Consider the following 23,872-nt stretch of genomic DNA (forward strand, 5'->3'; position numbering starts at 1 on the left):
GGCTACTCCTGGTCCGGTGGCCCATCGTCGGCCGCTGGCGGCTCGTTGCCGGCGAGTGCGCCGAGCGCCCCGCCGACCTCGACGACGGGTGGTGCGTCGCCCTTGATCCGCTCTACCTCGGCCTTGACCTGGGGTTCGTCCCAGTCGGGGTGGACCATGCGGACCATCGTTTCGGTCGACACGGCCCCGGCGGCGGAGAGCAGTTGCAGGGTTCGGGCGGTCGTCTCCGGGGCTTCGGAGACGCTGTCGCCGAACTCGACGTTGACCTTTACGGGGTCGGGGCGGTCGCCCTTCAGGTCGGCGCGGCGGGCGAACTCCAGCTCGAGGAGCAGCTCGATGGCGTCAGCCAGGGCGGGCGCCCAGGTGCCGATCCGGTTGCCCCGGGTCGTGAAGGACTGCCGCTCGCGGGCTTGAACCTCGGTGGCGGTGACCGCGACGTCGCCCTCTTCGCCGAGGGTCTGCGAGGACAGGCCGGCGTGCCGCAGGGCGGTCTCCACGATCGCGTCGGCGGTGGCCTTGTGCTCGGCGTGCCGGATCGCGAACTGCGACGCGGTAATGCCGACGCCCTGCTGGGTCGGCAGTGCGTTGAGCGCGGTGAAGATCTCCTGGTCGGCGTCCCACGTCGCGCCCTTGCCGGGGCCCAAGGATTGGAGCATGTACTCCGGCACGATGATCCGGGACCGGGCCAGGCGCAGGTCCCGCATCCAGGACGTCCACACATCATCAAGGGCGTCGAACCACTGCTCGTTGCCGTCGAAGTCGGAGCGGCCGAGGTACTTCAGGCCGGGGGTGGCGCGCCAGAGGCGCTGCGGGCCGGCGTTCGGCACCCGCACCACGTCCAGGCGGGCCAGGCCGGTGGCCTGTGCGCTGTCGGCGTCGACCAGGTCCGCCAGGTACGCCGAGGCGGTGTGCTCGGTGAGCGGCACCGCCCGGCCGAGCTTGTCGCGGGTGCCCTCGTGCAGCCCGTAGACGATCCGACCGGCCTTGTTCACGACCTCGTGGTGCTCCAGGAGCCGTAGGTGCTGGTCGCCGTCCTCGTGCACGGTGGACCAGAACGTCACCTCGGTGAGCTTGCCCCAGCGGATGGTGGGGATTGCCCCGTCGGCGTGCACGGCGGCCAGGAACGCCCGGTCTGGGTGGACGTCGAGGTCGATGACCGGGCGGAGGTAGACGTCGCCGAGGGCGGATCCGGCTTCGGCGGCGTGGAGCAGCAGGGTGGCCAGGCCGTCCTCGACCAGCTGCTCCAGGCGCTCCATGACCGCGGGCGTCTCGTGGTCGAGCGTCGGGGGCTCGGAGAACAGCAGGTTCGCCGAGGTGGCGGCGAGGTCGGCGGGCAGGGGCACGTGGAGTCGGCCGTCGCGCTGCCCGGTTGGCGTCGGCGCGCCCCAGAGCCACCGGGAGACGAGCCCGTACAGGCCGCCCGCGCGCTGGCCCGGGCGGGTCTTCGGGCGGTCACCGACGCGGTTGGCGTAGACGTTGCGGAGCCGGTCGGCGTCGCCTGCGTACCAGGCGTCCCAGTCGCGGTACGAGTCGTAGGCGGGTTGGACGGCGGGCGGCGGCCAGGAGCCGTCGGTGGGGATCGGCACCTGACCTCCTCGGGCTACTCGCCGGGTGCTTTGACGTCGACGGTGAAGACGGGCAGCGGGCCGTACACGCCGAGCCAGATCGTCCCGCCAGCGGCGAGCTTCTCCAGGTCGCCGGGCTCCAGCTCGAAGCGGACGCACGCGCGGGCCTGTCCGGTCTCCTGACCTCGGTCGAAGATGACCTCGACGGGAGCGACAGTGGGGTCGGTCAGGTCTCCGGACGGGCCCGAGAGGACGGCTCGGAAGGATCCGGGCCATACCTCGTTGTCGGGAATCGGCGTGGGGCGCATCAGACGCGCGGCGGCCAGTAGCAGGAGCGCTTGGGGTCGTGGTCCATGGCCGCGCCCTCGTTCTCGAACAACGCGACCGAGGTCAGCCACTCGTCGACGTTGCCGTCCTTCAGGGTCTTGATGTTCACGGTCCAGCCGCCGTCCTTCCGCTCACCCCAGACTCGGGTGATCACGGCCGGGCATTCCTGGGCGCCGTTGTTGCCGATCGGGTCGACAAAGGCGATGACGACCCGGCCGATACTCGGCTTCTGCATGGTGGCTCCTTCTGTCTATGCGGCGCGGCGCAGCAGCGGTCGCCACAGCACCTCAGGGGTCTTGATCGCGTACCGGGCGGCGTCGATCGAGTGGTCATCGGCCTTGATCGGGGCGTCCTCGCCCCGCTCGGCGGCCTTGTCGTCCCACGAGTAGCCAGGGATTTCGTCGATCAGCCCCTGACACGAGGCGTGCACCCGCAGTTGGTCGTTGCCGAGCAGCGACGACACGAGGCGGATGCCGTCCAGGACGGCGTTGTCGGCCAGCGCCGGCGTGAGGCCGTCCTCGTGGAGCTGCAACCGCAGCGACGCGGCAGCGGGGTCGACGACGGTCCACTCCGGCCGCAGCCCAGTCAGGCCGGTCGCGCCGGGCACCTCCAGGCCGCCGAGCCAGGCGCGCAGCTCCCGGGACAGACCCGAGTCGGTGAGCTGCCGGCGGGCAACCGCGGGGTCGTGCCGCCACTCGTGGGTGAGGTACAGGCGGCCGTCGTCTCCGGCGCCGAGGATGAGCGCGGCGGTGGCGTTGCGGGTGCCGTAGTCGATGCCGAGGCTGATCCAGCGGTGGATCGCGGGGAGCACCTGAACGACGTGGCGGTCCTCGTCGAACATGTCGAAGACGGCGCCCTCGGCCTGGACCCACGCGCCGGTGATGAACCGCTTGTACCAGAGCCCGACGTACTCGCGTTTCAGGTCGGCGACGTACGCGGGGTCGAGGTGCGGGTTGTCGTCGAGGGTGGAGTGCCAGGTCCGAAGGTTCAGCTCACCGACCCGGAGGAGGTACTTCTTCCGCAGCCAGTGGTTCGGCGAGTCTGGGTTGGTGGTCCCGAACAGCTGCGCGCCTGGGACGGAGAGGCGGGCCAGGATCTGGGTGAAGAACGCCTCAGGGATGGTGGTCAGTTCGTCGCCGTACGCCAGGCACAGCGTCATGCCCCGGACCTTGGGTTCGGCCTTGGAGTCGTTCGCGCCGAGGACGTCGACCTCACGGCCGAGGATGCTGCCGGTCGGCGCGCCGGGGTTGTACTTGACCAGGCGGGCGAGGGGACCGAACAGGGCCGGGTCGGTGAGGACGGCGAACACGTTCCGGTGAACGGACTCGCGGGTCTTCCCGAAGAGCAGCACCCGCCCGGAGGTTGGTGCGTTGGCGATGGCGATCAGGAGCCGCAGCAGCGACGCGACGGTCTTCCCGGATCGGACGCTGCCCTGCCAGATGTTGAGGCGGGCGGTGGACTCGACCAGGGATCGCAGGTGCACGGGGGCGAGCGTCCGGCCGACGGTGGCCAGGTCAACTGCTGGCATCGGGCTCGGTGCGGTTGAGTTGGTCGTATGCGGCGCCGAGGCCGGCGGCGAGCGCGCCGAGCATGCTTTTCGCGGCGTCGATGCCGGGGTCGGCGTCGTATTCGTCGAGGCGGACGGCCTTGTCGACGGCGATGCCCGTCGCCTGCATGATCTTCAGTTTGTCGGCGAAGGTCGGCTCGTCGAGGGTCACCTCGTTGTAGGTGTTGTCCTTGCCGCCGAAGTTGAAGGCCTTGGCTTCCTTCCAGAGCTGCTGGCGGAGCCGCTCGGCGTCGTCGAGCAGGGCAACGGACAGGCGGGCGCGCTTCGCGCGGGCGTCGTCCTTGCGGGCCTCGGTGGCGGCCCGGGTGCCGGACCGGTCGAAGGTCAGGCCCAGCTCGGCGGCGATCTCGCTCACGGTCTTCCCGGATCGGCGGATCCGGCGGCCGATCTCGTTGCGGCTGAGGTCCTGGGCGTGCAGCTCGCGGACCTGGTCGTAGTCGTCCTGGGTGACGGGGCGGGGCGGGGTGCGTGTGGTCATGGTCTGCTCCGTCCCGGCACCTTGTCCGGTCAGGTGGGGTGGGCTGGGACGGTGTGGCGTGTGCGGGCAGGCCAGCGCCGCACCGGCCTGCCCGCGTTCCCGCCCGCGTCCCGTCCCCGGACGCACATCAGCCCGGCGGGACCTGATTGGTCGACCTGCCGGGCTGTGGGCACACCTCGCCTAAGAGGTGGATGAACAAATCATGGGGTCAGACGGTGGCAAGGTCAAGTCGGCGCGGCCGTCCGCGTGTCGAGCGTCGTTTGTCGACCTCGATGGCGGCGGCCTGGTCGAGGGGTGAGCGGCCCTCGATGGTGAGCAGCGCGTCGGTGGGGTTCTTCCAGCGGCGGGGGTCGCGCCAGCGGCGGATCATGGCGGGGGTGACGTCGGGGCCGAGGGCTGCGGCGATCTCGCGGTCGGTGCCCCAGTAGCGGCCGGCGGCGTAGATCATGCGGGCCGCTCCTCGCGCCACTGGTCGCCACACGCAGGGCAGAGCAGCACCCGATCGGAGTCGGCGGCGGTGGAGATGTCCACGCGGTCGGGATGGGCGCACGCGGCGCGGGCGAGTAGTTCGTCGGCGGTCTGACGTTCGGCCTCGGTCAGGTCGTCCACGATCCTCATCGTACCTTCCTAGGCTGATTCCCTGCCCTGCACACCATAATGGTAACTATGGGGTGCGTTTTCTGAGTGCTGACTGTGAATGGTTGACCTTGAGCGGCCCGTGACGCGAGGTGGACTCACGCCACGGGCCACGATCGCTCAGGGCTTCCGGGTGGGCTCGATGTCGCAGGGCCCGGAGTGGGCGTAGTGCAGCCGGCATTTCTGGCCCTGCGCTCCGGAGCACGGCCCCTTGAGGTCGAGCAGCTCGCGCTCGCGGTCGGCGAGGACGCTGCGCAGTGCGGCCAGGAGGTGGTGGCCGCCCTCCCGATCGGGAACACTGCCGGGTCCGTGGAGCATGCCGGCCTCCCACAGCGCACCCGCCCAGTGGTAGGGGGCGCTGTGCGGCTGCTCCATCGCGGCGACGATGATCCCGCTGGCGTGCTCGATCAGGTCGACGGCGGATCCGGGGGTCTGGGCCATGGTGCTCTCCTTCGGTCAGGTGGTCGGCTTGCTGGCGGCAAAGACGTGGCAGCACAGTTCGGGCGTCCGGAGCGGACCGAGGGCGTCTTCCCGGCCGAGGTACGCGCCGAGGGTCAGCCCGCTCCTCTCGGCTTCGGCCTGCGCCTGCTCGGTGACCCACTCGTCGTGGTCGGGGTGTTCGTGGGCGGCGACCAGGATGCGCCAGTCGTCCGGCTCCGGCACGGCGGCGGGGGCGGTCACGGCTGGGGGCGCATCGGGGCGACCGCCGGGCGCTCCAGGTAGCCGATCGGCTTCCCGGTCCGCTCGGCGTAGGCGATCTCGTTCCGGGTGCTGTCGCCGATGTAGCCGCCCGGGTTGACCACGATCACCTCGTCGGCCAGGTCGATCTTCCGGAGGTGAAGTGCGTCCAGTGCGGTCTTGCTGGCCTCTGACAGCTCGATGCCGTCGGCGTGACCGAAGACTCCGGGGGCGACCACGATGTGCCCGCCGAGGGTGAGCGTTCGATTGACCCGCTCGAAGTCGTCCTTGAATCGGGTGGAGCCGCAGAGCACGACGACTCGGGGGCGGGGCGGGGTGTCGAGCTGGTGGGTGTGCGGGTTGAGGTAGCTCATCTCAATCTCCTTGGTCATTCCGTGGTCTGTTGCTGGGACGGTGCGGCCCCCGCGACCGCGCCGATGACGTCAGGCCGGGGCATGGTGCTCACCGGAGCAGCCCTCGGCAGGATGGATGTCCCCGATCTCGACGCACCCCGCCACCGCGACAGGTGCGTGTTCGGCGCAGCTCTTCAGGCTGACCCAGCCCCACCCCTCAGCCCGGCCGATGACGTGCACGGTGACGGGCTGACCGCAGGCCGGCTGGTCGAGGTCGGCCGAGTAGGCGCAACCGGCGTCTACGGTCGGCGCTCCCACGAACGGCTTCACCGGGCACCTCCGACGGCGCCGATGACGTCCGCCCGCCACCAGATGTGGGCGACGCCCTCGACCGCCCCGGGCATCCCGCACGGGCAGCCCTGGCCGGTGCACGGTCGGCCGGTGGCGCAGACGACGGTCCAGGCGTCGACCGGCCCGGCGGTCTGGACGACGAGCTGCCGTTCGCCGCAGTGCGGGCAGTCGACGCCGTCGAGGTGGGCGCGGTCGGGGCGGACGCCGAGGGCCTGCCGGACCCAGGCGTCTTCGTCGGCCAGGTGCTGGGCGACGGTGCGGGCGGTGCCGGGCTGGAGCTGTGGGATGCGGCTGAGGATGACCGCGATGGGGTCGGCGGTGTCGATCGTCCCGGGGAGCTGCCCAACGAGCCAGCAGAGCTTGCCGGTGCACCGTTCGGCCATCTCGGCCCACCGGTTGCGCCGGTCGGGTCGGTCGGCGACGGCGAGCATGCCGACGGTGGGGTCGCTGTGGCCGCCGCTGGCGTGCCGTCCGCCGTAGACGGTGGAGCGGAGCACGGATGGAACTTCCAGCGCTTCTGCGGCGATGTGGGCGGCCTCGTCGGCGGCGTAGTCGGCGAGCCGTCCGCGTGCCGCCTGGAGGGACCAGGCGGCGGCGGTGGCGTGCAGGTGGTGCGGGTGCGTCACGGTGCTCCTCAGGCGGCGATGGCGTGGGCGGTGATCAGGCGGCCGATCTGCTCTCCGACGGCGGGGGCGACGGCGTTCCCGAGGCCCTTGACGCGGGCCGACTCCAGTTCGTCGGGAACCCCATCAACCACTCGACCGCTTCGCCGCTCGGCCTCCATGAGCCCGTCGACCGGATGAAGCCACGCACCCGCTCGTACGTCTCGCGGCGGTACCGCTGGCGGCCACTGCCAAGACCCCAGCCCCTGCGTCCCATCGAGGCCGTAGGGGTGGGCCACAAGGAACAGTCGTTCCCGCATGTGTGGTGCACCCACGGCGCACGCGGATAGCACCGTCCAGTCCGCATCGAACCCGTCCTCGGCCAGGTCACCGAGCATCCATCCGAAGGCGTCGGCGTCGTCAAGGAGAGCTGCGACGTTCTCCACGAGGACGTAGTCGGGTCGTACTGCGCGAACGACAGCGCGGAACCAGGGCCAGCCCCAGCGGGGATCACCGGTACCGCGGCGAAGACCGGCCGTGGAGAACGGCTGGCAGGGGAAGCCGCCGGCGACCAGTCGAACAGCGGGTCTTGGGCGAGCGGTCCACCAGTCGACGGCGGTGCGGACGTCGTCATGCTTCGGTACCTCCGGCCAGTGGCGGTCAAGGACGGTGCGGCAGTAGGGGTCGAGTTCGACCTGGCCGACGCAGGTCATGCCGGCGCGGTCGAGGCCCAGGTCGAGCCCACCGATGCCGGAGAACAGCGACAGGTAGTTCACGACCGCCTCCGGGCGAGTAGGGCGATGGCGAGGGCTTGGGGCATCCACACGGCCGCGATGGCGAGGGCAACCGCGCTGCCGGGGGTGTAGGTCCAGTCGGCGGCGGCGGCGAGGGCGAGGAGGAGGCTGATGGCGGCGATGTAGGCGGTGGCGGTGATGGCGGCTGCGATGGCGATGCGGCCCACCGGTCAGCCCTCGCTGTCGGTGAGGGCTTGGACGGCGGCGACCGCAGCGACAGCGGCCACCTGGTCGAGCCACACGTCGTCGATCGGGAGCGTGACCCAGGCGTCGGCGAGGCGGGCGCGGATGGCGTGCTCCACCCGATCCCGCAACGCCTGCTCGTCCAGGTCGCCGACCTCGTCCGCCACGGCGGCGAGGTCGGCCAGGGCTTCCCGGCGCGGCAGGACGGTGTCCCGGGCGTGGTAGACGGCGCTGGCGGCGCGGATGAGCTTGCCGAGCGGGTGGGTGGTGTCGTCCTGCGCGCGAGGCGACGGGGAACCGGGGGGCTCCTCCGCTTCGTCGTCGATGGCCGCGCGGCCGGAGTCGACGCGCGCCAATTCGCCCTGGAGTGCCTGGAGCAGGTCGCTGACCCTCCTGCCGGCCAGGGGTAGTGCGTTCGTGATGGCCTGGTCGAGCTGCCGGCGGGCCTCACCGGCGGTCGGCTCCAGCGGCTCGGGGTCCACCTCGGTAGGGCTCATTTCCGGCGCGGTGGCGTACCGCGCTCGTGCCCGGTCGATCCGCTCCGCGGCGTCGTCGACCACGGCGATCAGCTCCTGGGCGGCGGCGAGGTCGAAGCGCGCCTGCTTCAGTTGCGCGATGACCTTCCGCATGGCCCGGTCGTGGCTGGCGTCGTCGGCGGCCTGGCCGTCGGTGTGGCGGTGCTGCTCCGGGGTGTGGCCGCAGGTGCGGGCGTCGGTGAGGCGTTCGCGGGTGGTGGATACGGGGCGGGTGAGCGGGATTCGGTCGGACAGCGTTCCGACGCGGTGAAGCAGAGCGGCGCATCGGCCGTCCGGGTCTTCGGAGCAGGGCTGGCCGGGGTGGTAGGTGGCGGTGTGGGCGTCGATGGCTCGGGTGATGGCGCGGTCTGCGTCGTCGGTCATGGCGGGGCCTTCCGGTCAGGCGGGGACGTTGGCGGCGGGCAGGTGGACGGTGGTGATGGGCCGGTGGAGTGCGGGCTCGTCGCGGTGCGGCCGGGACGGCACGGTGGTCAGCGGGGCCGGGGTCGGCTCCGGGACGGAGAGCGGGCCACGGGTGGGCGCGGCGACCCACTCGGCGAACGGGCCGCACGCCTGAAACTCGCCGTCCGGTCCATAGACCGGCTCGCCCGCCCAGCCCACGACCGTTCTCCCGGTCGCGACGAACCGTTGGTGCTGCTTCGGCTTCCGCTTGGCGTGGGACCACTTCCCGCACTTCGTGCAGCGCCAGAGCTTCACGGCGCCGCGGGCGGTTCGGGCGATGGCTTCGAGGTCGCGGCCGTAGAGCGGCTGGCCGTCCTGGACGTCGTAGAGCCCGTCGCCGAAGGCGGAGATGTACTCGCGGACGCGTTCGGCGGCGCGGGCCGGGTGGGGTAGGTCGTAGCTGTCGTCCTCGATGCCGTCGGGCTGCTCGGGGATCGTCGTGGTGGCCATGGCGGCGCGCTCCTCAGGCGGTCGGGATGGTGGTGGTGGTGGCCGGGCACCCCGGGACGTGGAGGTAGGCCGTCTCGCCGCACCCGGGGCACACGTACGGCACGTCGCTCGGCCCGAGGGTCCGGGTCGCCGCCGTGAAGTCGGCAGGGTCGACGTCCGGGTCGATGAGGCCGGGGTTGATGCCACGCCGCACGAGGACGTCGGTCAGCCAGTCCTCCCACTCGCCGTTCAGCGCACCCGCCTCGGGGGTCAGGTCCCAGATCAGCTTCGGGGCGTAGTCGGTCTGGTCGGTCAGGGCCGCAACGACGGCGGTCGACGACACGGCGGCCAGGATCAGGTAGCCGAGGTCCGGGCGGGAGTCAGGCTCGGCGTTGCGCGGCAGGGTGCGGGTCTCGGCGCGGAACATGGCGTAGGCGGCGAGGGCCTGGGCGGCGTAGTGCTTCACCCATGTCTCGCGGTTCGCGCCCTCGCGTGTGGTCGGGGCGGGGGCGTGCTGCTCGGCGGTGTTGAACAGGTTCTCGGGCATGGCGTGCTCCTCAGGCGGTTCGGCGGGGCAGGTGGAAGACGGGGGCGATCACGACGCGTTCCGGATGTGCGTGAGGCAGGCGTCGCCGTTGACGGGGTCGGCGGCGAGGGTGACGTGACCGTCGGCGTGGCAGGCGAGGCAGAACCCGAATCCGCGGCTGGCGGGCTGGACGAGCCGGAGGTGCGGCGTTTCGCGCGCGCGGTCGTGAGTTGCGGTGTCGGGCTGAGGTGGTTGATCTCCGCCGTCAGAGGTTGCGCTTTCCGACTCGTTCCCAAGATCCCCGGTTTTGGGATCTTGGGGGCGCAGGGGGTCTGGGGGCAGCGTGCCCCCAGTGGTAACTACGGCCAGGTCGACCGGGAGGACCGTGCGCCTTTCTTCCTCCCGTGGTTCCTCTAGTGGTTCCTCTTGGTTCCTAGGGGGGACACCGGCGGTCCCCCTAACCGGACCGCCGGTGTCCCCCTGGATCTCCACGGTGCATGGACGGACACCGATGGAAGCGGGCGTGTTGAGGAGGGTCAGCCGGTACACCGCGTTGCTCCCCGCGCGGCCGGCGGAGACCCGCTCGACGGCCATGTCCTTGATCAGGTCACCGATGGCGCGCTTCAGGGTGCGGTCGAGGGTGTCCCGGTCTCCTCCGCGCTCGCTGCGCAGCACCGCGATCAGCGGATCCCGGCCGGCGAAGTAGATCGCCGCGGGCTTGCCCTCGCTGGGCTCGTCCAGGGCGGTGTGCGCCATCTTCACGACCACGCGGAAGGCGCGGTCGGGAAGATGTGTCCACCTGGCGAGGACCAGGGAGACCAGGCGTGCACCCACTGGGTCGGCTCCTGACTGTTGTGCGGTCTGTTGAGGTGGGCGGCCGGGCCCCGTGGTGAGGCCCGGCCGGTCCGGTCAGGCGGCGACAGCGGTCCGGGTCGGGTACTCGTCCCAGGTCCGCCCGTCCAGCTCGCGGCCGTTGGCCTTCGGAGTGCGTCCGCCCCACTGCTTGAAGAAGAAGGCGGTACCGGAGGCCTGGCAGCGGTCGCGGAGGTCCCGCACCCAGGCCGGGTCCATCGGTCGGGCGCCGGGGCCGGACTCACCTCCGGCGATGAGCCAGGCGATGCCGGTCAGGTCGAGCGACGGGAGCGGCCCGAGCAGCGGCTCGGCGGAGATGAACCGGACGGCGGCGTTCGTGCTGCGGAGAGCGCACGCCCGGCCGGTGCGGTCGTCCGACTCGATGGAGGTCCCGAGCCAGACGTTGGGGAGCGGCCACGGGGCCTCGTAGAGGGCGGTTGACACGCTCTCGAAGCCGGCAGCCTCCGCCGCCTCCATCAGGGCGACTCCGCCGTCGATTTCCTCGCCGACGAGCCGCAGCATCCGCTCGGGCCGCTTGGTGAGCACCTGGTAGGTGTGCTGCGGGGTGGCCGCCATGACCGCGAAGACACGAGCGACGAAAGTGGCCGGCACCCGGGCGTGGAACAGGTCGGACATCGAGTTGACGAACACGGTCCGGGGCTTGCGCCAGCTCAGCGGGATCGTCAGCGCGTCGGCGTGGGTCGCGATGCCGAAGCCGGGGCCGCTGGTACGGGGGTCGCCGTCGGTCTGGTACTTCGCCGACCCCATGCCCTTTAGCCGCTTGGCCAGGGTCAGTGCATAGCAGTTGTCGCAGCCGTCGGAGATTCGGTCGCACCCGGTGGTCGGGTTCCAGGTCTCCTCGGTCCACTCGATCGCGGTGCTCATGCGGCTTTCTCCTCGGTGGCGGCGGAACGGGAAGTGGTGCAGGTGGCGGTGCGGGCGCGGGCCCGCTGTGCGCGCTTGCGGAGCTTGTCCCGGACGCGCTCGGCGTCCCGGCACTCCTCGCACAGGTCCTCCCGCCGGTAGCGGTGCCGGGCGGCGGCGGCCTGCGTGCCGTGCGGCTTCAGCCGCCGCTCGACCGCCCAGGCGGTCAGGTCCGTCCACGGCCGGTCGTCCGGGACGGCGGCGGCCAGGACGTACAGCAGGTGCTCACGGGCGGCCGGGTCAGGCAGGGCGGCGGCCAGCCAGGCGGCGTTGTCGTCGGGCCCTTCGTCGCGGACCCTCACGACCAGCTCGGCAGCGACGGCGGCGAGACGGTCGGCGTAGCCGTCGAGGCTCACTGGTCGTCTCCGATCCGGCGCAGGTGTTCGGCTTGGGCGGCGTCGACCTTGGCGACGGCGCTCGCGTCGTGCGCGACGTTCTTCTCGGCGCGACCGCAGATGCACGGCTTTGCGCCGAGCTGGTCCGCGGGGATGACGGTGGACGGGGTGTACGGGTGGGGACGCACGGTCCGGACCCCGCCTCGGCGGCGGCGCGTCACGCCCGTCTCCGGTACACCTGGCGGGCCGTCTTACGGCCCTCGACCACCGCCAGGGGCAGGTGCCCGAGGTGCCAGTGGCCCTCGACGAGGTCGCAGGGGTACTCGCGCATCCCCTTGTCGCTGCGGTGCTCCCGCAGCTTCTTCCGGGCCTGCTTGCGGCTGGGGTAGAGCCGTTTGCCGTGCTCGTCGCAGTAGCCGACGTAGTCCGGTCGCTGGTCGGCCATCACGCACCGCCCCGCAACCGGTCGTTCTCCTCCAGGAGCCGGTCCACCTCGGCGCCCAGCTCGATGCGGAGCGCCTCGATGCGGTCGACCTCATCGCGCCACTGCGCAACGTCGTCAGCGACCGCGCGGGCCAGCTTCGTGGCCTCGGCCTCACGCCCGGGGGTGTCGCGGGCCTCGCAGTACGCGACGTACCGCTCCCCCATGGCGTCCCGGTCGGGCATCGGCAGCGCCGGCCGCGCCGGGGCCGGCCGGCGAACGCCGGCCCCGGGGAAGGTGATGACGTCAGCCACGGTTGGCTCCGGCGGTGACCGGGGCCGGCCAGGTCTCGAGAACGCTCGGGTCGCACAGGAAGCACGGCCGCTGACCCGAGCAGCCAGCTGGCGGCACCTCCTCGGCGAGCGGATCCGGCGCTTCCGAGAGGGTCGCCTCCGGCGGGTGCACCTTCGCCACCACCGGCGCCGGGGTACCGACCGCGTACCGGTCGATCCACGCCAGCCCCGACCGGTCCAACACCCGCTGCGCCCGGGTCACCGCGACGTACGCCAGCATCGCCTCATCGCGGGCGACCCGGACCTCCTCGCCCTCCTCCGCCCGCGGCTCCGGGAAGTCGTCCGCAATCAGCACCGAGCCCCACTCGCGGCCCTTCGCCTTGTGCGCGGTCGACACGATCACGTCCGCGTGCCGCTCCTCGACCAGGGCGTCACACACCCGCATCACCTCGTGCGACCCGTGCCGGTCGATCAGCCGCACGAACACCCGCAGATCGGAGCCAGTCGAGTCCATCTCGACGTACTCCTGAACCTCCCGCCAGGTGCGGAACGCAAACAGCTCCGGATGGTCGGTGGGCAGGCCGGCCTGCAACCGCTGGGCAGCCTCGGCCATCCGCCGAATGTCGGACCCGCCGCCGACCAGCGCGGCCCGCCGGCCCTGACTGAGGGCGTCGATAACGCGGACGATCGCGCCCCCGTTGGAGCGGCACAGCACGGCGTCCGGGTCGGGCGCGTACTCAACCCGCGACGGGATCTGCTCGTACCCCGTCAGCCGCAGCGGAGCGTCGAGGACGTCGAGCCACTTGTTGGCCTCGGCGGCGACCGCGGGTCCGAAGCGGAACGACTGCGACAGGTGGAAGCGGCGCCCGGCGAACGAGGCCATCGCGTCCGTTGCCCCCCGCCACCCGTAGATGGCCTGGGAGCTGTCGCCGACGAGGATCCGCTGCGCCGGCTGCCGGGAGACGAGGCCGGCGACGGCCGGGTTGGAGTCCTGCGCCTCGTCCAGCAGGACGTAGTCGGCGTGGATCTGCGGGTCGGTGAGGATCCACATCTTCAGGTAGCAGTCGTGCGTGAAGCGGAGCTGCCCGTCGCGCTGGGTTAGGTCGGTGTCCCAGGCTTCCTGGGCGATCGGGACGAGGTACTTCGCGAGCTCGGCCTGTCCGGCGCGGTCGAGGCCGTTGACCAGCGGGACGTTCATCCGCTGGATCTGCCGGTCGTCGGAGTAGCAGAACCGCTGGATGGTTTCGGAGACCAGCCGGGCGAGCTGCTGTGGGGCGAGCATCGTCTCGCCGACCTTCACCGGCTCGTTCAGGCCGAGGATGATCGCGGCCTGCCGGGCGGGCACTCGGGGCCCGTTGAGGCGGTGGGCGAAGTTGCGGCCGACCGCGCCGTAGGCGAAGGAGTGCGCGGTTTTGCACGTGACGGACGACGGGAACTCCTTCGCCGCGTCGGTCGCGATGCTTTTGTTGTAGGCGAGGTACGCGCCGCGGCGGCGGCCGGCGTCGCGGGCGAGCATCTTCAGGGTGCTCGTCTTGCCGGTGCCGGCGCCGGCCATGATGGTGAGGTCGTCGCCGGTGCGGGCCGCGTCGATGATGGCCTGCTGTTCGGGAGTCGGGTCGTAGCTCATGCGGCTGCCTGGCCTTCCTGGTCGGCGGGCGGGTTGTTCTGCGCGGCGGCCGACTCCAGGCGGTCGATGACCTGCTTGGCCTCGTCGAGGCTCAGCCGCCGCTGTGTGTCGATCTCGCGGCGGGTGACGTCCGACAGGAACAGCAGTCGGGTGTCCCGGTCGTCGAGGCCGGCCTCCTTGCACAGGGCGTGGATCTTCTTGTGCTGCGGCTCGGTGGCCGGGTTGGACGGGATCAGGTGCTCCTTGCGCACCCGCCACTGACCACGCAAGTGCTCCAGTTCGGCCTGGTTGATCCGGCCCTCCTTGGCGGCCTCTCCGGCGGCGTTCCACACCCGGCGCAGTCCGGTCTCGTCCTTGGCCTGCTCCAAGTCGGTGAGGAGTCCGGTCGCGGCTGCGGACAGCGCGGCCGGCGGACCCGAGACCGGGCGTGCGGCGGGCGGCCCGGAAACCGGACGCTCGTCGACGCCCTGGCCGGCCGAGTCGTCCTCGGTCGACAGCGACACCAGGTCCCGCACGTGCGCGGTCTCCGGGTCGCACTTCAGGATGTCGAAGACGACCTTCTCCAGCGTCAGCCCCGGGACCGGCCGAGGCCGGTCGACACCGGGCCGGACACCCGCGTGGACCGACCGGGCTCCGACGACCATCGGCGGGTGATCCCGGGATACCCGGATCCAGACCGTGGCATCGAAGGCGAGGTTCTTCTGACCCTCGACCTTGTACTCCTTGCTGCCCTCGACGGGCCGACCGCTGGTGTCGAGAGCCGCCACCTCCTTGCCCCGGGCAGTGATCACGACGATCCCGGGGAAGGTCATCAGGTGCGTCATGAGCCGACGGTGCTTGGCGTTGATCTCGTTCCAGAGGTCCATCGAGATCTGCGGCTCGGCGTCCGGGGCTACCTGCTTGCCCCGCTTCGCAAGCCGGGCTCGCGCCTTGGCGTCGGCGATGCCCTTAAGCAGGTCCCACTCCAACGTGCCGGAGTCGATTCCCAGCACGACGGGGGGCTGCTTGGCGGCGGCGACGCGGGCGGCCTCGGCCTTGGCGGCTTCGACCTGGCCGAGGATGTCGGCGAACGTTCCATCGTGGTCAACGACCTCGTACCGGGCTCCGGGGATCGCGCCGTACTCGTCGGCGGCGCCCTCGCCGAGGTCGATCCAGTAGGTCTGGCCGACCTTCGGCGATGCGGACAGCTCGGCGATCATCCAGGACTTGCCGGCTTTCTCGCCGCCCTCGATGAGGATGAGGGGCCACGGCACGCGGCCGGTCGGCGGGCGGGTCTTCAGGGCGGTCACGCTGCTGCCTTCTTTCGTCTCATGGCGCGGCGCTCGCGCTCGGACAGGCCGCCCCACACGCCGAACGGCTCGTTGCGGCGCATCGCGGCCTCCAGGCACTCGGTCTGGACTTCGCAGCGGGCACAGATGCTCTTGGCGGGGCGGGTCGACTCGCCCTTGTCCGGGAAGAAGATCTCGCTGTCGACCTGGCGGCAGAGGCCGCGGTCTTCCCACCGGCCACCGGTGTCGACCGGGGCAACCTGGAGGGCTTCGTCGCTGCGGATGACCCGCAGGTGCTTGTTGCTCATGCCGACACCTCCCGGTGGGCGCGCTGGCCCAGCTCCCGCAGCCACTGCTCGGCGGTGTGGCGGGCGGACAGTTCGGCGTAGATGGGCGCACCGGCGTCGGGGAGGCTGCGGCGGATGACCTGGGTGGGTCCGTCGATGTCCTGACGCAACCGGCGCAGGCCTGCGTCGGCGGTGGCCGGCTTCGGTGCGGTGGTGCGGACCTCGGGGTCGGGGAGGCTGCGGTACCAGGCGCTGACTCCGGCGGTGATGAGCAGCGGCGGGTAGACGACGGCGGCGAGGACGGGCATGGCGGTGTGGAGCGCGGCCGCGATGGCGTCGAGGTTCATCGCTGGTCCTCCGGGTACGTGATGGGCTCCTCGGCCAGCCAGGCGAGGAACTCCTCGGTCAAGGTCGGTTCCCGACCGCCGTCGACCTGGTCGCGCAGCTCCGCGACCCGGGCGGACAGGCGGGTCACCTCGGCCCGGTAGCCCTGGGCCTGGTGGAGCATGTGGCGGGCCTTGACCGTCTGCCGGTCGCACGCCTGCTGGGTCAGAGTCAGCTCGGCGCGAAGGGACGCGATCTGCGCGTCACGGCCGACGATCAGCGCGTCGCGTTCGGCGATGGCCGTGTCGCGGCGGTCGATCTTGCGGCAGGCCACCCAGTACGCGCGGGCCAGCAGCACGCAGACGAGCAGCAGGATCACGACGGCGGCCTTCACGCCGCACCCCGCAGGGCCGGATCGGTCACCGGCAGCAGGCCGGGGGCGTGCGACGGGATCGTGAACACCCCGTCGACCAGGTACGCGTCCGGCGAGTGGTACTCACCCCAGGCGACACCGGTCCAGTAGTCGCAGGCGACGGTGCAGCCATCGCCGGGCAGGTGCCCGCACGGGAGGTCCGGGACGGTGATCGCGGTCGCGGGCCACGCCTGCGGGTCGTTGCCGCCGGTGTTCGGGCCGGACGGCGGGATGTTCGTGGTCGGCAGCGTCATCACGCACCGGCCTCGGTGCGGTCCGCGTCCGGGTTGATCTGCGCCTGGACGCTCAGCCACGGCCCCCACTCCGTGTCGTCGAACAGGGTCTTGTGCTCGATGTGCGGGATGTTGTCGTCGGTCCCGCCGTCCTCGGCGATCTCGGTACCGAGGTAATCGGCCCACCGCTGGAGGTCGGCGCGACTGTCGAGCACCCCGAGGCTCAGGCGTGCGGACAGCAGCTCATAGAGCGGGAGCTGCTGAGAGACGATGTCGTCGGCGATGCGGTGCAGGTGGGCGGCGAGCTGCTGCCGCACGTCCGGCTTGGTCGGCGCGAGCTTGTTCTGCTCGGCGGCCAACGCCCCCGACTTGGCGGCGGCGTTGGCGATCCAGCCGCGCGGGTCGTCGTGGCAGCGGGAGATCAGCTCACCCATGGCCGCCTGGAGGTCGTCGACGGCCTTGAAATACGACGGGCCGGGCGTCGGGGTCGGGTTGGGGCTCTGCGGTTCGGTACTCTGCGGGTGCATCTGGACTCCTTGCTTGGGTTGGTCCGGATCGGTGCCCTCGGCCGTGGCTGCGGCCGGGGGCTGCTTACGTCAGGGGTGCTGGGCGACCTCGTTGAGCACGTCGGCCAGGTGCTGCCGCTCGTACTCCCGCTCCTCCTGCTCCGTTGCCGTCCGCCACCGCAGCTCCAGCGGCTTCGCCGGGGGCTTCGCGGTCGCGGCCCCGAGCAGGACCACCGCCAAGGCGCTGTAGATGGCGGCCCGGACGGTGTGCTCCAGGCCGGCGAGGAACAGGCGGCGGTTCATGCGGCGGGCCGAGCCTTCCGGCGCGGCCGGGGCAGCCGGGCGATGCGGGTCATGTGCGCCCGCCGCCGGCTGTCCGCCAGCTGCTGCTGGGTGGCCGCGTCGAGGTCGGGGAACTCGGCCCGGACCTCGGCCAGCCATTTCGAGGCGGCGGCCTTGCGGGCGGGTTCGGTGGCGGCCTTGCGGTCGGGGGTCCTCCCCCACTTCGTGTGGGCACCGATCTTGCCGGCGGCGGAGGGAGTCATGTCGTCGGCCTTTCCGTGAACAGGCGCTCGTACGGCACGGCGGGTAGCGCTGTGCGTACGGCGGCGATGAAGTCCGCGCTCGGCGTGTTGACCCCGTTCCGGATCTTGCTGAGTGCGGCGGGGCTGACGCCCAGAAACGCGGCCCGTCCGGCGTCGGTGAGCAGGCCGAGCGCGGTGGTGATGCGGTCGAACTCGTCGACGAGGAGGACGACGCGGGGTCGTCCTGCCTGCTGCGTTCCTTGTGTTTCGAGCACGAAACTGACGCTAGCGCTGTGGCTTCGCGAACGCAACACGACCGGCCTCATCCATTCGGATGACTTTCGGGCGCGAAACTGTTAGATAGGGTTGCGTGCATGCTCGAAACACCATGCGGACGGGTAAACCCACGTCCCCCGTTAGGTAGGGCCGTTTCTCGCTTTCGCGTACGAAATGGCCTAGGGTTCGTGCACGTGAGCACCACGTGGGGACCCGCCGCAGGAGCAGCCCTCCGCGCTTACGTCTTGCAGCACGCGGCCAACGCCGACGCCGGTCTCCAGCGCGTGGCTGACATCTCCCGCGCCACGGGCACCAAGCCTTCGGTCTACTCCAAGTGGTTCGCCGGCACCGAACAGCCCTCGGTGAGCAGCCTCGAGAAACTCGCGCCGGTGATCAAAGCTCCGCTCCCCGAGTTGCTCGTGCTCGCCTGCCGAGTCCGCGCTGAGGACCTGGGCATGGAGTCCGCGCCCGAGGCCCCGGAAGTGCTCGGCCACCCGCTCGCCCGAGAGCTGGACGCGATGCTCGCCGAAGACTCGCCCCTGACGGCGGCCGAACGCTCGGAGATCGAAGGGTTCTTCGACCGCTACCTGGAGCCGTACCGGCGGGCGATGAAGACGAAGAGCCGCCGCCGCGCGTCTTGACCGCCTGAACGGCCGTCAACCATTCGACCAGCCGTGACCCTCGGTGACTCATCCGTTCGGCTGAGTTGATTGACGTGGGGATCTTTCATCCTCATCGGTCTTTCGCGTGAGAAACATCATCGTTAAGGTCCCGTTAAGGCGGTGGCCCCACCAGGCCACTCTCTCCCCATCACCTCTCGGAGGCACGCACCGATGACAAGCACAACGGGGCAGTCCCAGCGGCGGGACCCCGAAGACCACACACGAGCCATCGACGCCGACACCGGAGAAATCCGCCTCTCGCCCGGCTCGGCCCCAGGCGTCTACGCGACCCCCGAGCCCGCCACATGGACGATGTCCGGCCTCCTGGCGAGCGCGCTCTTCATAGCGGTGCCGCTCCTGCTGGCCGTCATCGTGCTAACGGTCATCGAGGAGGTTCGGAATTCCGACGTCGTCAGCGAAAACGCGATGGGCTCGCTCCGCGCTGGCTGCCTTGGCGCCTGGATCGGCGCGGTCCTGATCGCCTGCCGCGACAGGCTCGTCCGCTGCATCCGCTCCCTGCGGGTGAGCAACGAGACGATGCAGAACCGCCAACTAGAGCTGTACCGCCGCCAAGACCACCTGGCGCGCCGGTTCAACGACTACGCCAACCGGCAGCTCGAACAGGTGCAGCTCCTCCGCTCGATCGCCGAGGATATGGCCGCGGTCCGCCGAGACATGATCGACGTCATCGGTGTGGCCGACGCGGACGCCGAACTGAACGTGCGCCAGGCCGTCAACGGCAACCGGTCCGCGTCCGGCCTGTACGTCGTACCTCCGGAGAGGTAGAGGCTAGGTCACTGTCTGCCCTAGAAGCGGTCCGCCTGGGATACCCGGCGGGCCGCTCTTTGCGCCCGCTCCACCTGCGCCGACCGGCCGTACCGGCGGGGCATCTCCGACGACGACCACCCGAACAGGGCCATCGCGTCGCCCTCGCTGCCGCCGGCGTCTGCCCAGAGGTGTGCGGCTAGGTGCCGCAGCTTGTGAGGGTTGATCTTCGGGATCTGCGCGTCTTCGCAGCGGCGCTCAAGCATCTGGTAGGCGCCCGACGAGGTGAGAGCGCCGCCGCGCTCGGCGAGCCACAGCGCGTCGAGGCGGCCGGCGTCGCGGTGTCGTGACCGCACCCGGAGGTACCGGTCGATGGCCTGGCCGGTCTTCGCTCCGAACGGGATGGTGCGGATCTTGTCGCCCTTGCCGTGCACGGTCACCTGGTCGTGGCGCATGTCGAGGCGCTCCAGGGTGACGCCGACCATCTCGGACACCCGCGGTGAGCCGGCCTCGCACCAGAGCCGGATCATGGCGGTGTCGCGCCGGGCGGTGAAGTCCTTCCCCGAGCACGCCTTGAGCAGTGCGGCGATCTGGTCGTCCGGGACGACCGGCACCGGCTTGCTCGTCACCATCGGCTCGGCGATGCGGGCCATCGGGTTCTTGTCGACGATCTCCTCGACCTCGCACCACCGGTAGAAGGCGCGCAGGTTGCGGAACTTCTTGTGGACGGTGGCGCTGGAGTTGCCGGATTCCTGGGCGGCGATGAGGAACTCCTCCAAGTCCTCTCGGGACACGTCGCCAGGTCGAGGCCGGGCCGGAAGTCGCCGAGCTGCCGCAGAGTGGTGGAGTAGCTCTTGATGGTCTCTGGGGAGGTGCGCCGGGCTCGGTGGTACCGCTCGTAGGATGCGATGTGCAGCTTGTTGGCGTCCACGTGAGGGGCCTCCCGGGGTGGCTACAGCGCTAACGCGATTCCGGGAGAATACTCCGGTGCACTACCGCTGTGGCAACCCTCAGAGGTCGATCCGATCTCTGTTTACGCTGGTAGTGGGGCGACTGGGACTTGAACCCAGGACCGGAGGATTATGAGTCCCCTGCTCTAACCGGCTGAGCTACCGCCCCGAACACCGCGCCGGATCTTATCCCGCTCGGCGATCACCAGCCAGCACCGAGCCGGCCGGCGCCCACGCCTGCGCCAGCACGATGGGCTACAGGAATATAACAGCGTGCTCGGTTCCGACGGTCAGCCGCCGCGCAGCTCCGCCAGCACCGCGCCGGCGGCGCGCCAGCCGCTGCTGAGCGCGCCCTGGATAGATGGGCTGTCCCGGTGGTCACCGGCCACGAACAGGCCGTTGCCCATCGCCACCGGCTTGCGCAGCCGTCCCTGTGGTGGCGGCGCGGCGGGCAGCGCCTGTGGCACGGCAACAGTGGTGAGGTGGGCCCAGTCGGCGGTGGACCGGCCGTACAGCCGGGTCAACTCGGCCCGGATGGTCGGCTCGGGTGGGGCGGTCGGGCCGACCACCGAGGTGGCCACGAGGTGGCGTCCGGTCGGCGCGTAGGTCGGCACGGCGTTGCTGAGCACCACAGTGTTCGCCACGATCTCCCGCCGATCCCCGTCGACCAGCAGGATCGGCTCGCTCAGCGGCGGCTCGGGCGTGCTGTGGTAGGTGGTGTAGCTGTGCATCCGTACCGTCGTCAGGGCCGGTAGCAGCGCGGACGCGGCGGGTGGGTCGACGGCGACCACGACGGCCCGGCAGCGGATCTCGCCGGCCTGGGTGCGGACCCGGCCCGGGTTGACCTCGGCGACCGGGGTGTCCAGGTCGAGCAGGTCGACGGGGAGCGGGTCGGCGATGGTCCGGGGCAGTGCGGCCATGCCCTCGGCGGGCAGGCCGATCCGGCCGCGGGCGAAGGACCGCAGCACCATCGCCAGCACGTGGCTGGAGGTGGACAGCTCCCGGTCGATGAACACGCCGGAGAGGAACGGCCGCAGCAGCTCCTCGATGATGGCGTCGGAGAGGCCGGCGCGGCGCAGTGCCGTCTCGGCGGTGGTCTCCGGCGCGGCGAGCAGCCGGGACGGGGGCACTGTGGCGCAGCCGGTGGCGAGCGCCGCGAAGCGCAGCCGGTCGAGCAGGGTACCGATTCCGGCGAGCGCGGTGCGTGGCCCGCCGGTCGGCTCGCGCAGCGGGTTGACCAGCCGCAGCAGGTCGTCGCCCTTGCGCACCAGCACCCCGGAGGTGAAGTACCCGAGGTGCAGCCGGTCGGTGTCGAGCAGCGTGCCGAGCCGGGGGTAGGCGGTGTTGAGCACCTGGAAGCCCCGGTCGATCAGGTAGCCGTCGACCACGTCGGTGGCCACCCGACCGCCGAGGCGGTCGCCGGCCTCCAGCAGCCGCCAGGGCACGCCGGCGCGGTGCAGCCGGCGGGCGGCGGCGAGGCCGGCCAGGCCACCGCCGACGATGACCACATCGGTTTCAGCCAGCACCGCGCGCCTCCCGCTCACCGTTCGTCCGGGACAACCGGCCCGGCCACCAGATCCTCGGCCCGATGTCGTACGCGAGCGCGGGCACCAGCAACGACCGGACGATGATGGTGTCGATCAGTACCCCGATCGCGACAGCGGTACCCAGCTCGACGAGCACCACCAGGGGCAGGACGGCGAGGGCGGAGAAGGTCGCGGCGAGCACGATGCCGGCGGAGGTGATCACCCCGCCGGTGACGGCGAGGCCGGCGAGCACCCCGGCCCGGGTGCCCCGCTTGACGGACTCCTCCCGGACCCGGCTCATCAGGAAGATGTTGTAGTCGATGCCGAGCGCGACCAGGAAGACGAACGCGAACAGCGGGAACGACGAGTCGACGCCGGGGAAGTCGAGGACGTGCCGGAACAGCAGCGCGCAGAGGCCGAGGGTCGCGGCGAAGCTGAGCAGCACGGTGGCGATCAGCAGCACCGGCGCGAGCAGTGCCCGCAGCAGCAGGGCCAGGATCACCGCGATGACCACCAGCACCACCGGGATGATGACGTTCTGGTCGCGCTTGGCGGCGTCCGAGGTGTCCACGTTGATCGCGGTGAAGCCGCCGACCACCGCGTCCGCGTCGGGTACCCGGTGGACGGCGACCCGCAGCTCACGGATGGTCCGCTCGGCACCGTCGCTGTCCGGCGGGTCGGCCAGGGTCGCCTCCAGCTGCACCCGCCCGTCGACGACCTTCGGTGCGGCCCCCGGATCGGGTGGTCCGGTCTGCGGACCGGCGGGAAGCGGGCGGACCTCGGCGACGCCGGGCACGCCCCGCGCCACCTGGGCGACCTGCTGGGCGGTCTGCTCGGTGCTGAAGATGGTGGCTGGGCTGCCGGTGCCGGCCGGGTAGTGCCGGGAGATCACCTCCTGACCGTCCACCGAGTCGGTGCGCTGGGTGAACAGGTCGGACTGGCCGAGGGTGGTGGTGCCGAGCTGGGTGAGGCCGAGGGTGAGCACTGCCAGCACGACGGCGGTGCTCAGCCAGATCGGCCGGGCGTGCCGGGCCACGAAGCCGGCGACCCGGCTCCAGATGCCGTGCTCGGCCCGGGGGTCGGCCTGGTCCTCCCGGGGCCGGCGCGGCCAGAACGCCCACCGGCCGCCGAGCACCAGCAGCGCGGGCAGGAAGGTGAGCATGACCAGCAGGGTGGCGGCGATGCCGGTGGCGGCGACCGGGCCGAGCGCCCGGTTGGAGTTGAGGCTGGACAGCAGCAGGCAGAGCAGGCTGACGATGACAGTGCCACCGGAGGCGATGATGGCCGGTGCGGCGCCTCTCCAGGCGGCGCGCATGGCGTCCCAGGGGCGGACGTGGCGGTGCAGCTCCTCCCGGTAGCGGGCGATGAGCAGCAGCGCGTAGTCGGTGCCGGCGCCGAAGACCAGCACGGTGAGGATGCCCTGGGCCTGCCCGTTGAGCTTGACCACGTCCGCGTCGGCGAGCAGGTAGACGAAGACCGAGGCGAGGGCGTACGACATCCCGGCGGCGAGCAGCGGGAAGATCCAGAGCACCGGGCTGCGGTAGACGACCAGCAGGATGATCAGCACCACGACCAGGGTGACCAGCAGCAGTGGCCCGTCGATGGCGGAGAACACCTCGATCAGGTCGGCCAGCAGGCCGGCCGGGCCGGCGACGTCCACGGTGAGCCCGTCCCGGTCGCCGCCGGTGCGCTCGCGGAGTTGTTCGACGACCGCGCCGATCTCCTCGCCCTCGGCGTCGTCCACCGGTACGACGACCTGGAGTGCCTGGCCGTCCTGACTGGGGATCGGCGGGGGCAGCGGGGTGACCACGCCGGGGATCTGGGCGAACCGGGCGGCGTCGGCGGTCACCCGTTGCCGGTCGGCGTCGGTGATGCCGGACGCCGTTCGTAGACCACCAGAGCCGGGATGGTCTGCCTGTCGACGAACCGGCCGGCGAGGTCCTGGGCGCGGGTCGCCTCGGCGTCGGTGGGCAGGAAGGCGGCGTTGTCGTTGGTGGCGACCTCGCTGAGACGCCCCGAGTAGGGGCCGGCCACGGCGCCGATCACCAGCCAGGCCAGCACCACCGCCACCGCGATCAGCGTGACCCGGCCGCCTCGTCCGGACATCCGCACTCACCCCATGGATCGACGCGTGAATCGACTCAGCGCAAGCCTCGGTCGACAGCGACCATCCTGCCGGGCCACCAGCCCCCAAGCACCCCGAACCCACCCACTCCACCCG

The 23,872-nt window shown here is 71.4% G+C and carries 37 protein-coding genes, 1 tRNA gene and 1 pseudogene; 2 read left to right on the forward strand and 37 right to left on the reverse strand.

Translation table 11 applies throughout. The annotated features are described in order from the left end of the window. Positions 1-2: 2 nt before the first annotated feature. From JM949_RS07630 to JM949_RS07790, 33 genes are all read right to left on the reverse strand, one after another. A complete protein-coding gene (locus tag JM949_RS07630; protein WP_203147733.1) occupies positions 3-1,586 on the reverse strand; it encodes a phage portal protein in 1,584 nt (527 codons plus the stop codon). Between the two features lie 14 nt (positions 1,587-1,600). After that, positions 1,601-1,873 carry a hypothetical protein gene (locus JM949_RS07635; RefSeq protein ID WP_203147734.1) on the reverse strand — a complete coding sequence of 91 codons (273 nt, stop codon included), beginning with the start codon at positions 1,871-1,873 and terminating at the stop codon, positions 1,601-1,603. Further along, positions 1,873-2,127 carry a hypothetical protein gene (locus tag JM949_RS07640; RefSeq protein ID WP_203147735.1) on the reverse strand — a complete coding sequence of 85 codons (255 nt, stop codon included), beginning with the start codon at positions 2,125-2,127 and terminating at the stop codon, positions 1,873-1,875. The genes JM949_RS07635 and JM949_RS07640 overlap by 1 nt, the downstream gene beginning before the upstream one ends. Positions 2,128-2,142: 15 nt before the next feature. After that, entirely contained in the window at positions 2,143-3,420 is a 1,278-nt protein-coding gene (locus JM949_RS07645) for a PBSX family phage terminase large subunit (RefSeq protein WP_203147736.1), read from the reverse strand. Further along, on the reverse strand, positions 3,407-3,937 hold the full coding sequence (locus JM949_RS07650) for a helix-turn-helix domain-containing protein (protein WP_203147737.1): 531 nt from the start codon (positions 3,935-3,937) through the stop codon (positions 3,407-3,409). Before JM949_RS07650 ends, JM949_RS07645 begins: the two co-directional genes overlap by 14 nt. Before the next feature lie 208 nt (positions 3,938-4,145). Then, positions 4,146-4,385, reverse strand: a complete 240-nt coding sequence (locus JM949_RS07655; RefSeq protein ID WP_203147738.1) for a hypothetical protein — start codon at positions 4,383-4,385, stop codon at positions 4,146-4,148. Next, positions 4,382-4,546 (reverse strand): hypothetical protein, encoded by a 165-nt coding sequence (locus JM949_RS07660; RefSeq protein ID WP_203147739.1) that lies wholly within the window; start codon positions 4,544-4,546, stop codon positions 4,382-4,384. Before JM949_RS07660 ends, JM949_RS07655 begins: the two co-directional genes overlap by 4 nt. A gap of 147 nt (positions 4,547-4,693) precedes the next feature. Then, entirely contained in the window at positions 4,694-5,014 is a 321-nt protein-coding gene (locus tag JM949_RS07665; RefSeq protein WP_203147740.1) for a hypothetical protein, read from the reverse strand. Between the two features lie 15 nt (positions 5,015-5,029). Then, the gene (locus JM949_RS07670) at positions 5,030-5,254 is read right to left on the reverse strand and encodes a hypothetical protein (protein WP_203147741.1); all 225 of its coding nucleotides are present in this window, start codon (positions 5,252-5,254) and stop codon (positions 5,030-5,032) included. Then, entirely contained in the window at positions 5,251-5,625 is a 375-nt protein-coding gene (locus JM949_RS07675) for a hypothetical protein (RefSeq protein ID WP_203147742.1), read from the reverse strand. Before JM949_RS07675 ends, JM949_RS07670 begins: the two co-directional genes overlap by 4 nt. A gap of 69 nt (positions 5,626-5,694) precedes the next feature. Continuing rightward, positions 5,695-5,934: a hypothetical protein gene (locus JM949_RS07680; RefSeq protein WP_203147743.1), complete on the reverse strand. Its 240-nt coding sequence runs from the start codon at positions 5,932-5,934 to the stop codon at positions 5,695-5,697. Continuing rightward, on the reverse strand, positions 5,931-6,581 hold the full coding sequence (locus tag JM949_RS07685) for a hypothetical protein (protein ID WP_203147744.1): 651 nt from the start codon (positions 6,579-6,581) through the stop codon (positions 5,931-5,933). Before JM949_RS07685 ends, JM949_RS07680 begins: the two co-directional genes overlap by 4 nt. Positions 6,582-6,589: 8 nt before the next feature. After that, complete coding sequence (locus tag JM949_RS07690; RefSeq protein WP_203147745.1) at positions 6,590-7,333, reverse strand: DNA cytosine methyltransferase; 744 nt, start codon at positions 7,331-7,333, stop codon at positions 6,590-6,592. Continuing rightward, a complete protein-coding gene (locus JM949_RS07695; RefSeq protein WP_203147746.1) occupies positions 7,330-7,518 on the reverse strand; it encodes a hypothetical protein in 189 nt (62 codons plus the stop codon). Before JM949_RS07695 ends, JM949_RS07690 begins: the two co-directional genes overlap by 4 nt. 3 nt (positions 7,519-7,521) lie before the next feature. Then, positions 7,522-8,433 (reverse strand): hypothetical protein, encoded by a 912-nt coding sequence (locus JM949_RS07700; RefSeq protein ID WP_203147768.1) that lies wholly within the window; start codon positions 8,431-8,433, stop codon positions 7,522-7,524. A gap of 15 nt (positions 8,434-8,448) precedes the next feature. Then, entirely contained in the window at positions 8,449-8,961 is a 513-nt protein-coding gene (locus JM949_RS07705) for a hypothetical protein (RefSeq protein ID WP_203147747.1), read from the reverse strand. Between the two features lie 13 nt (positions 8,962-8,974). Then, a complete protein-coding gene (locus tag JM949_RS07710; RefSeq protein ID WP_203147748.1) occupies positions 8,975-9,487 on the reverse strand; it encodes a hypothetical protein in 513 nt (170 codons plus the stop codon). A 48-nt stretch (positions 9,488-9,535) separates the two neighbouring features. Then, complete coding sequence (locus JM949_RS07715) at positions 9,536-10,300, reverse strand: hypothetical protein (RefSeq protein ID WP_203147749.1); 765 nt, start codon at positions 10,298-10,300, stop codon at positions 9,536-9,538. 75 nt (positions 10,301-10,375) lie between these two features. Next, on the reverse strand, positions 10,376-11,203 hold the full coding sequence (locus tag JM949_RS07720; RefSeq protein WP_203147750.1) for a DUF5131 family protein: 828 nt from the start codon (positions 11,201-11,203) through the stop codon (positions 10,376-10,378). After that, positions 11,200-11,598: a hypothetical protein gene (locus JM949_RS07725; protein WP_203147751.1), complete on the reverse strand. Its 399-nt coding sequence runs from the start codon at positions 11,596-11,598 to the stop codon at positions 11,200-11,202. Before JM949_RS07725 ends, JM949_RS07720 begins: the two co-directional genes overlap by 4 nt. Then, positions 11,595-11,765 carry a hypothetical protein gene (locus JM949_RS07730; RefSeq protein WP_203147752.1) on the reverse strand — a complete coding sequence of 57 codons (171 nt, stop codon included), beginning with the start codon at positions 11,763-11,765 and terminating at the stop codon, positions 11,595-11,597. The genes JM949_RS07725 and JM949_RS07730 overlap by 4 nt, the downstream gene beginning before the upstream one ends. A 29-nt stretch (positions 11,766-11,794) precedes the next feature. Next, positions 11,795-12,022 (reverse strand): hypothetical protein, encoded by a 228-nt coding sequence (locus tag JM949_RS07735; RefSeq protein ID WP_203147753.1) that lies wholly within the window; start codon positions 12,020-12,022, stop codon positions 11,795-11,797. Further along, the gene (locus JM949_RS07740) at positions 12,022-12,312 is read right to left on the reverse strand and encodes a hypothetical protein (RefSeq protein WP_309232050.1); all 291 of its coding nucleotides are present in this window, start codon (positions 12,310-12,312) and stop codon (positions 12,022-12,024) included. The genes JM949_RS07735 and JM949_RS07740 overlap by 1 nt, the downstream gene beginning before the upstream one ends. Next, the gene (locus tag JM949_RS07745; RefSeq protein WP_203147754.1) at positions 12,305-13,918 is read right to left on the reverse strand and encodes a UvrD-helicase domain-containing protein; all 1,614 of its coding nucleotides are present in this window, start codon (positions 13,916-13,918) and stop codon (positions 12,305-12,307) included. Before JM949_RS07745 ends, JM949_RS07740 begins: the two co-directional genes overlap by 8 nt. Then, on the reverse strand, positions 13,915-15,207 hold the full coding sequence (locus JM949_RS07750; RefSeq protein WP_203147755.1) for a hypothetical protein: 1,293 nt from the start codon (positions 15,205-15,207) through the stop codon (positions 13,915-13,917). Before JM949_RS07750 ends, JM949_RS07745 begins: the two co-directional genes overlap by 4 nt. Beyond that, complete coding sequence (locus JM949_RS07755) at positions 15,204-15,494, reverse strand: WhiB family transcriptional regulator (protein ID WP_203147756.1); 291 nt, start codon at positions 15,492-15,494, stop codon at positions 15,204-15,206. The genes JM949_RS07750 and JM949_RS07755 overlap by 4 nt, the downstream gene beginning before the upstream one ends. Continuing rightward, positions 15,491-15,820 (reverse strand): hypothetical protein, encoded by a 330-nt coding sequence (locus JM949_RS07760; RefSeq protein WP_203147757.1) that lies wholly within the window; start codon positions 15,818-15,820, stop codon positions 15,491-15,493. Before JM949_RS07760 ends, JM949_RS07755 begins: the two co-directional genes overlap by 4 nt. Next, positions 15,817-16,191 (reverse strand): hypothetical protein, encoded by a 375-nt coding sequence (locus JM949_RS07765; protein ID WP_203147758.1) that lies wholly within the window; start codon positions 16,189-16,191, stop codon positions 15,817-15,819. Before JM949_RS07765 ends, JM949_RS07760 begins: the two co-directional genes overlap by 4 nt. Then, positions 16,188-16,463, reverse strand: a complete 276-nt coding sequence (locus JM949_RS07770; protein ID WP_238432751.1) for a hypothetical protein — start codon at positions 16,461-16,463, stop codon at positions 16,188-16,190. Before JM949_RS07770 ends, JM949_RS07765 begins: the two co-directional genes overlap by 4 nt. Next, positions 16,463-16,969 (reverse strand): hypothetical protein, encoded by a 507-nt coding sequence (locus tag JM949_RS07775; RefSeq protein WP_203147759.1) that lies wholly within the window; start codon positions 16,967-16,969, stop codon positions 16,463-16,465. Before JM949_RS07775 ends, JM949_RS07770 begins: the two co-directional genes overlap by 1 nt. Before the next feature lie 69 nt (positions 16,970-17,038). Next, positions 17,039-17,251: a hypothetical protein gene (locus JM949_RS07780; RefSeq protein WP_203147760.1), complete on the reverse strand. Its 213-nt coding sequence runs from the start codon at positions 17,249-17,251 to the stop codon at positions 17,039-17,041. Continuing rightward, positions 17,248-17,493 carry a hypothetical protein gene (locus JM949_RS07785; RefSeq protein ID WP_203147761.1) on the reverse strand — a complete coding sequence of 82 codons (246 nt, stop codon included), beginning with the start codon at positions 17,491-17,493 and terminating at the stop codon, positions 17,248-17,250. The genes JM949_RS07780 and JM949_RS07785 overlap by 4 nt, the downstream gene beginning before the upstream one ends. Then, positions 17,490-17,747: a helix-turn-helix transcriptional regulator gene (locus JM949_RS07790; protein ID WP_203147762.1), complete on the reverse strand. Its 258-nt coding sequence runs from the start codon at positions 17,745-17,747 to the stop codon at positions 17,490-17,492. Before JM949_RS07790 ends, JM949_RS07785 begins: the two co-directional genes overlap by 4 nt. Positions 17,748-17,942: 195 nt before the next feature. On the opposite strand from JM949_RS07790, the gene JM949_RS07795 reads away from it, so the two are divergent. After that, on the forward strand, positions 17,943-18,389 hold the full coding sequence (locus JM949_RS07795; protein ID WP_203147763.1) for a helix-turn-helix domain-containing protein: 447 nt from the start codon (positions 17,943-17,945) through the stop codon (positions 18,387-18,389). A gap of 192 nt (positions 18,390-18,581) precedes the next feature. Then, positions 18,582-19,196, forward strand: a complete 615-nt coding sequence (locus JM949_RS07800; protein WP_203147764.1) for a hypothetical protein — start codon at positions 18,582-18,584, stop codon at positions 19,194-19,196. 20 nt (positions 19,197-19,216) lie between these two features. Here the strand turns inward: JM949_RS07800 and JM949_RS07805 are convergent, their stop codons facing one another. From JM949_RS07805 to JM949_RS07820, 4 genes and pseudogenes are all read right to left on the reverse strand, one after another. Beyond that, positions 19,217-19,969, reverse strand: coding sequence for a tyrosine-type recombinase/integrase (locus JM949_RS07805; RefSeq protein ID WP_309232051.1), 753 nt, complete (start codon positions 19,967-19,969; stop codon positions 19,217-19,219). Between the two features lie 251 nt (positions 19,970-20,220). Next, positions 20,221-20,294: transfer RNA gene (locus JM949_RS07810), tRNA-Ile, on the reverse strand. A gap of 121 nt (positions 20,295-20,415) precedes the next feature. Beyond that, positions 20,416-21,651 (reverse strand): NAD(P)/FAD-dependent oxidoreductase, encoded by a 1,236-nt coding sequence (locus tag JM949_RS07815; RefSeq protein ID WP_203147765.1) that lies wholly within the window; start codon positions 21,649-21,651, stop codon positions 20,416-20,418. Further along, positions 21,641-23,757, reverse strand: a pseudogene (locus JM949_RS07820) (MMPL family transporter). The gene JM949_RS07815 and the pseudogene JM949_RS07820 overlap by 11 nt, the downstream one beginning before the upstream one ends. Positions 23,758-23,872 lie beyond the last annotated feature (115 nt).

The organism is Micromonospora tarensis, from assembly GCF_016803395.1.
Classification (GTDB): Bacteria; Actinomycetota; Actinomycetes; order Mycobacteriales; family Micromonosporaceae; genus Micromonospora; species Micromonospora tarensis.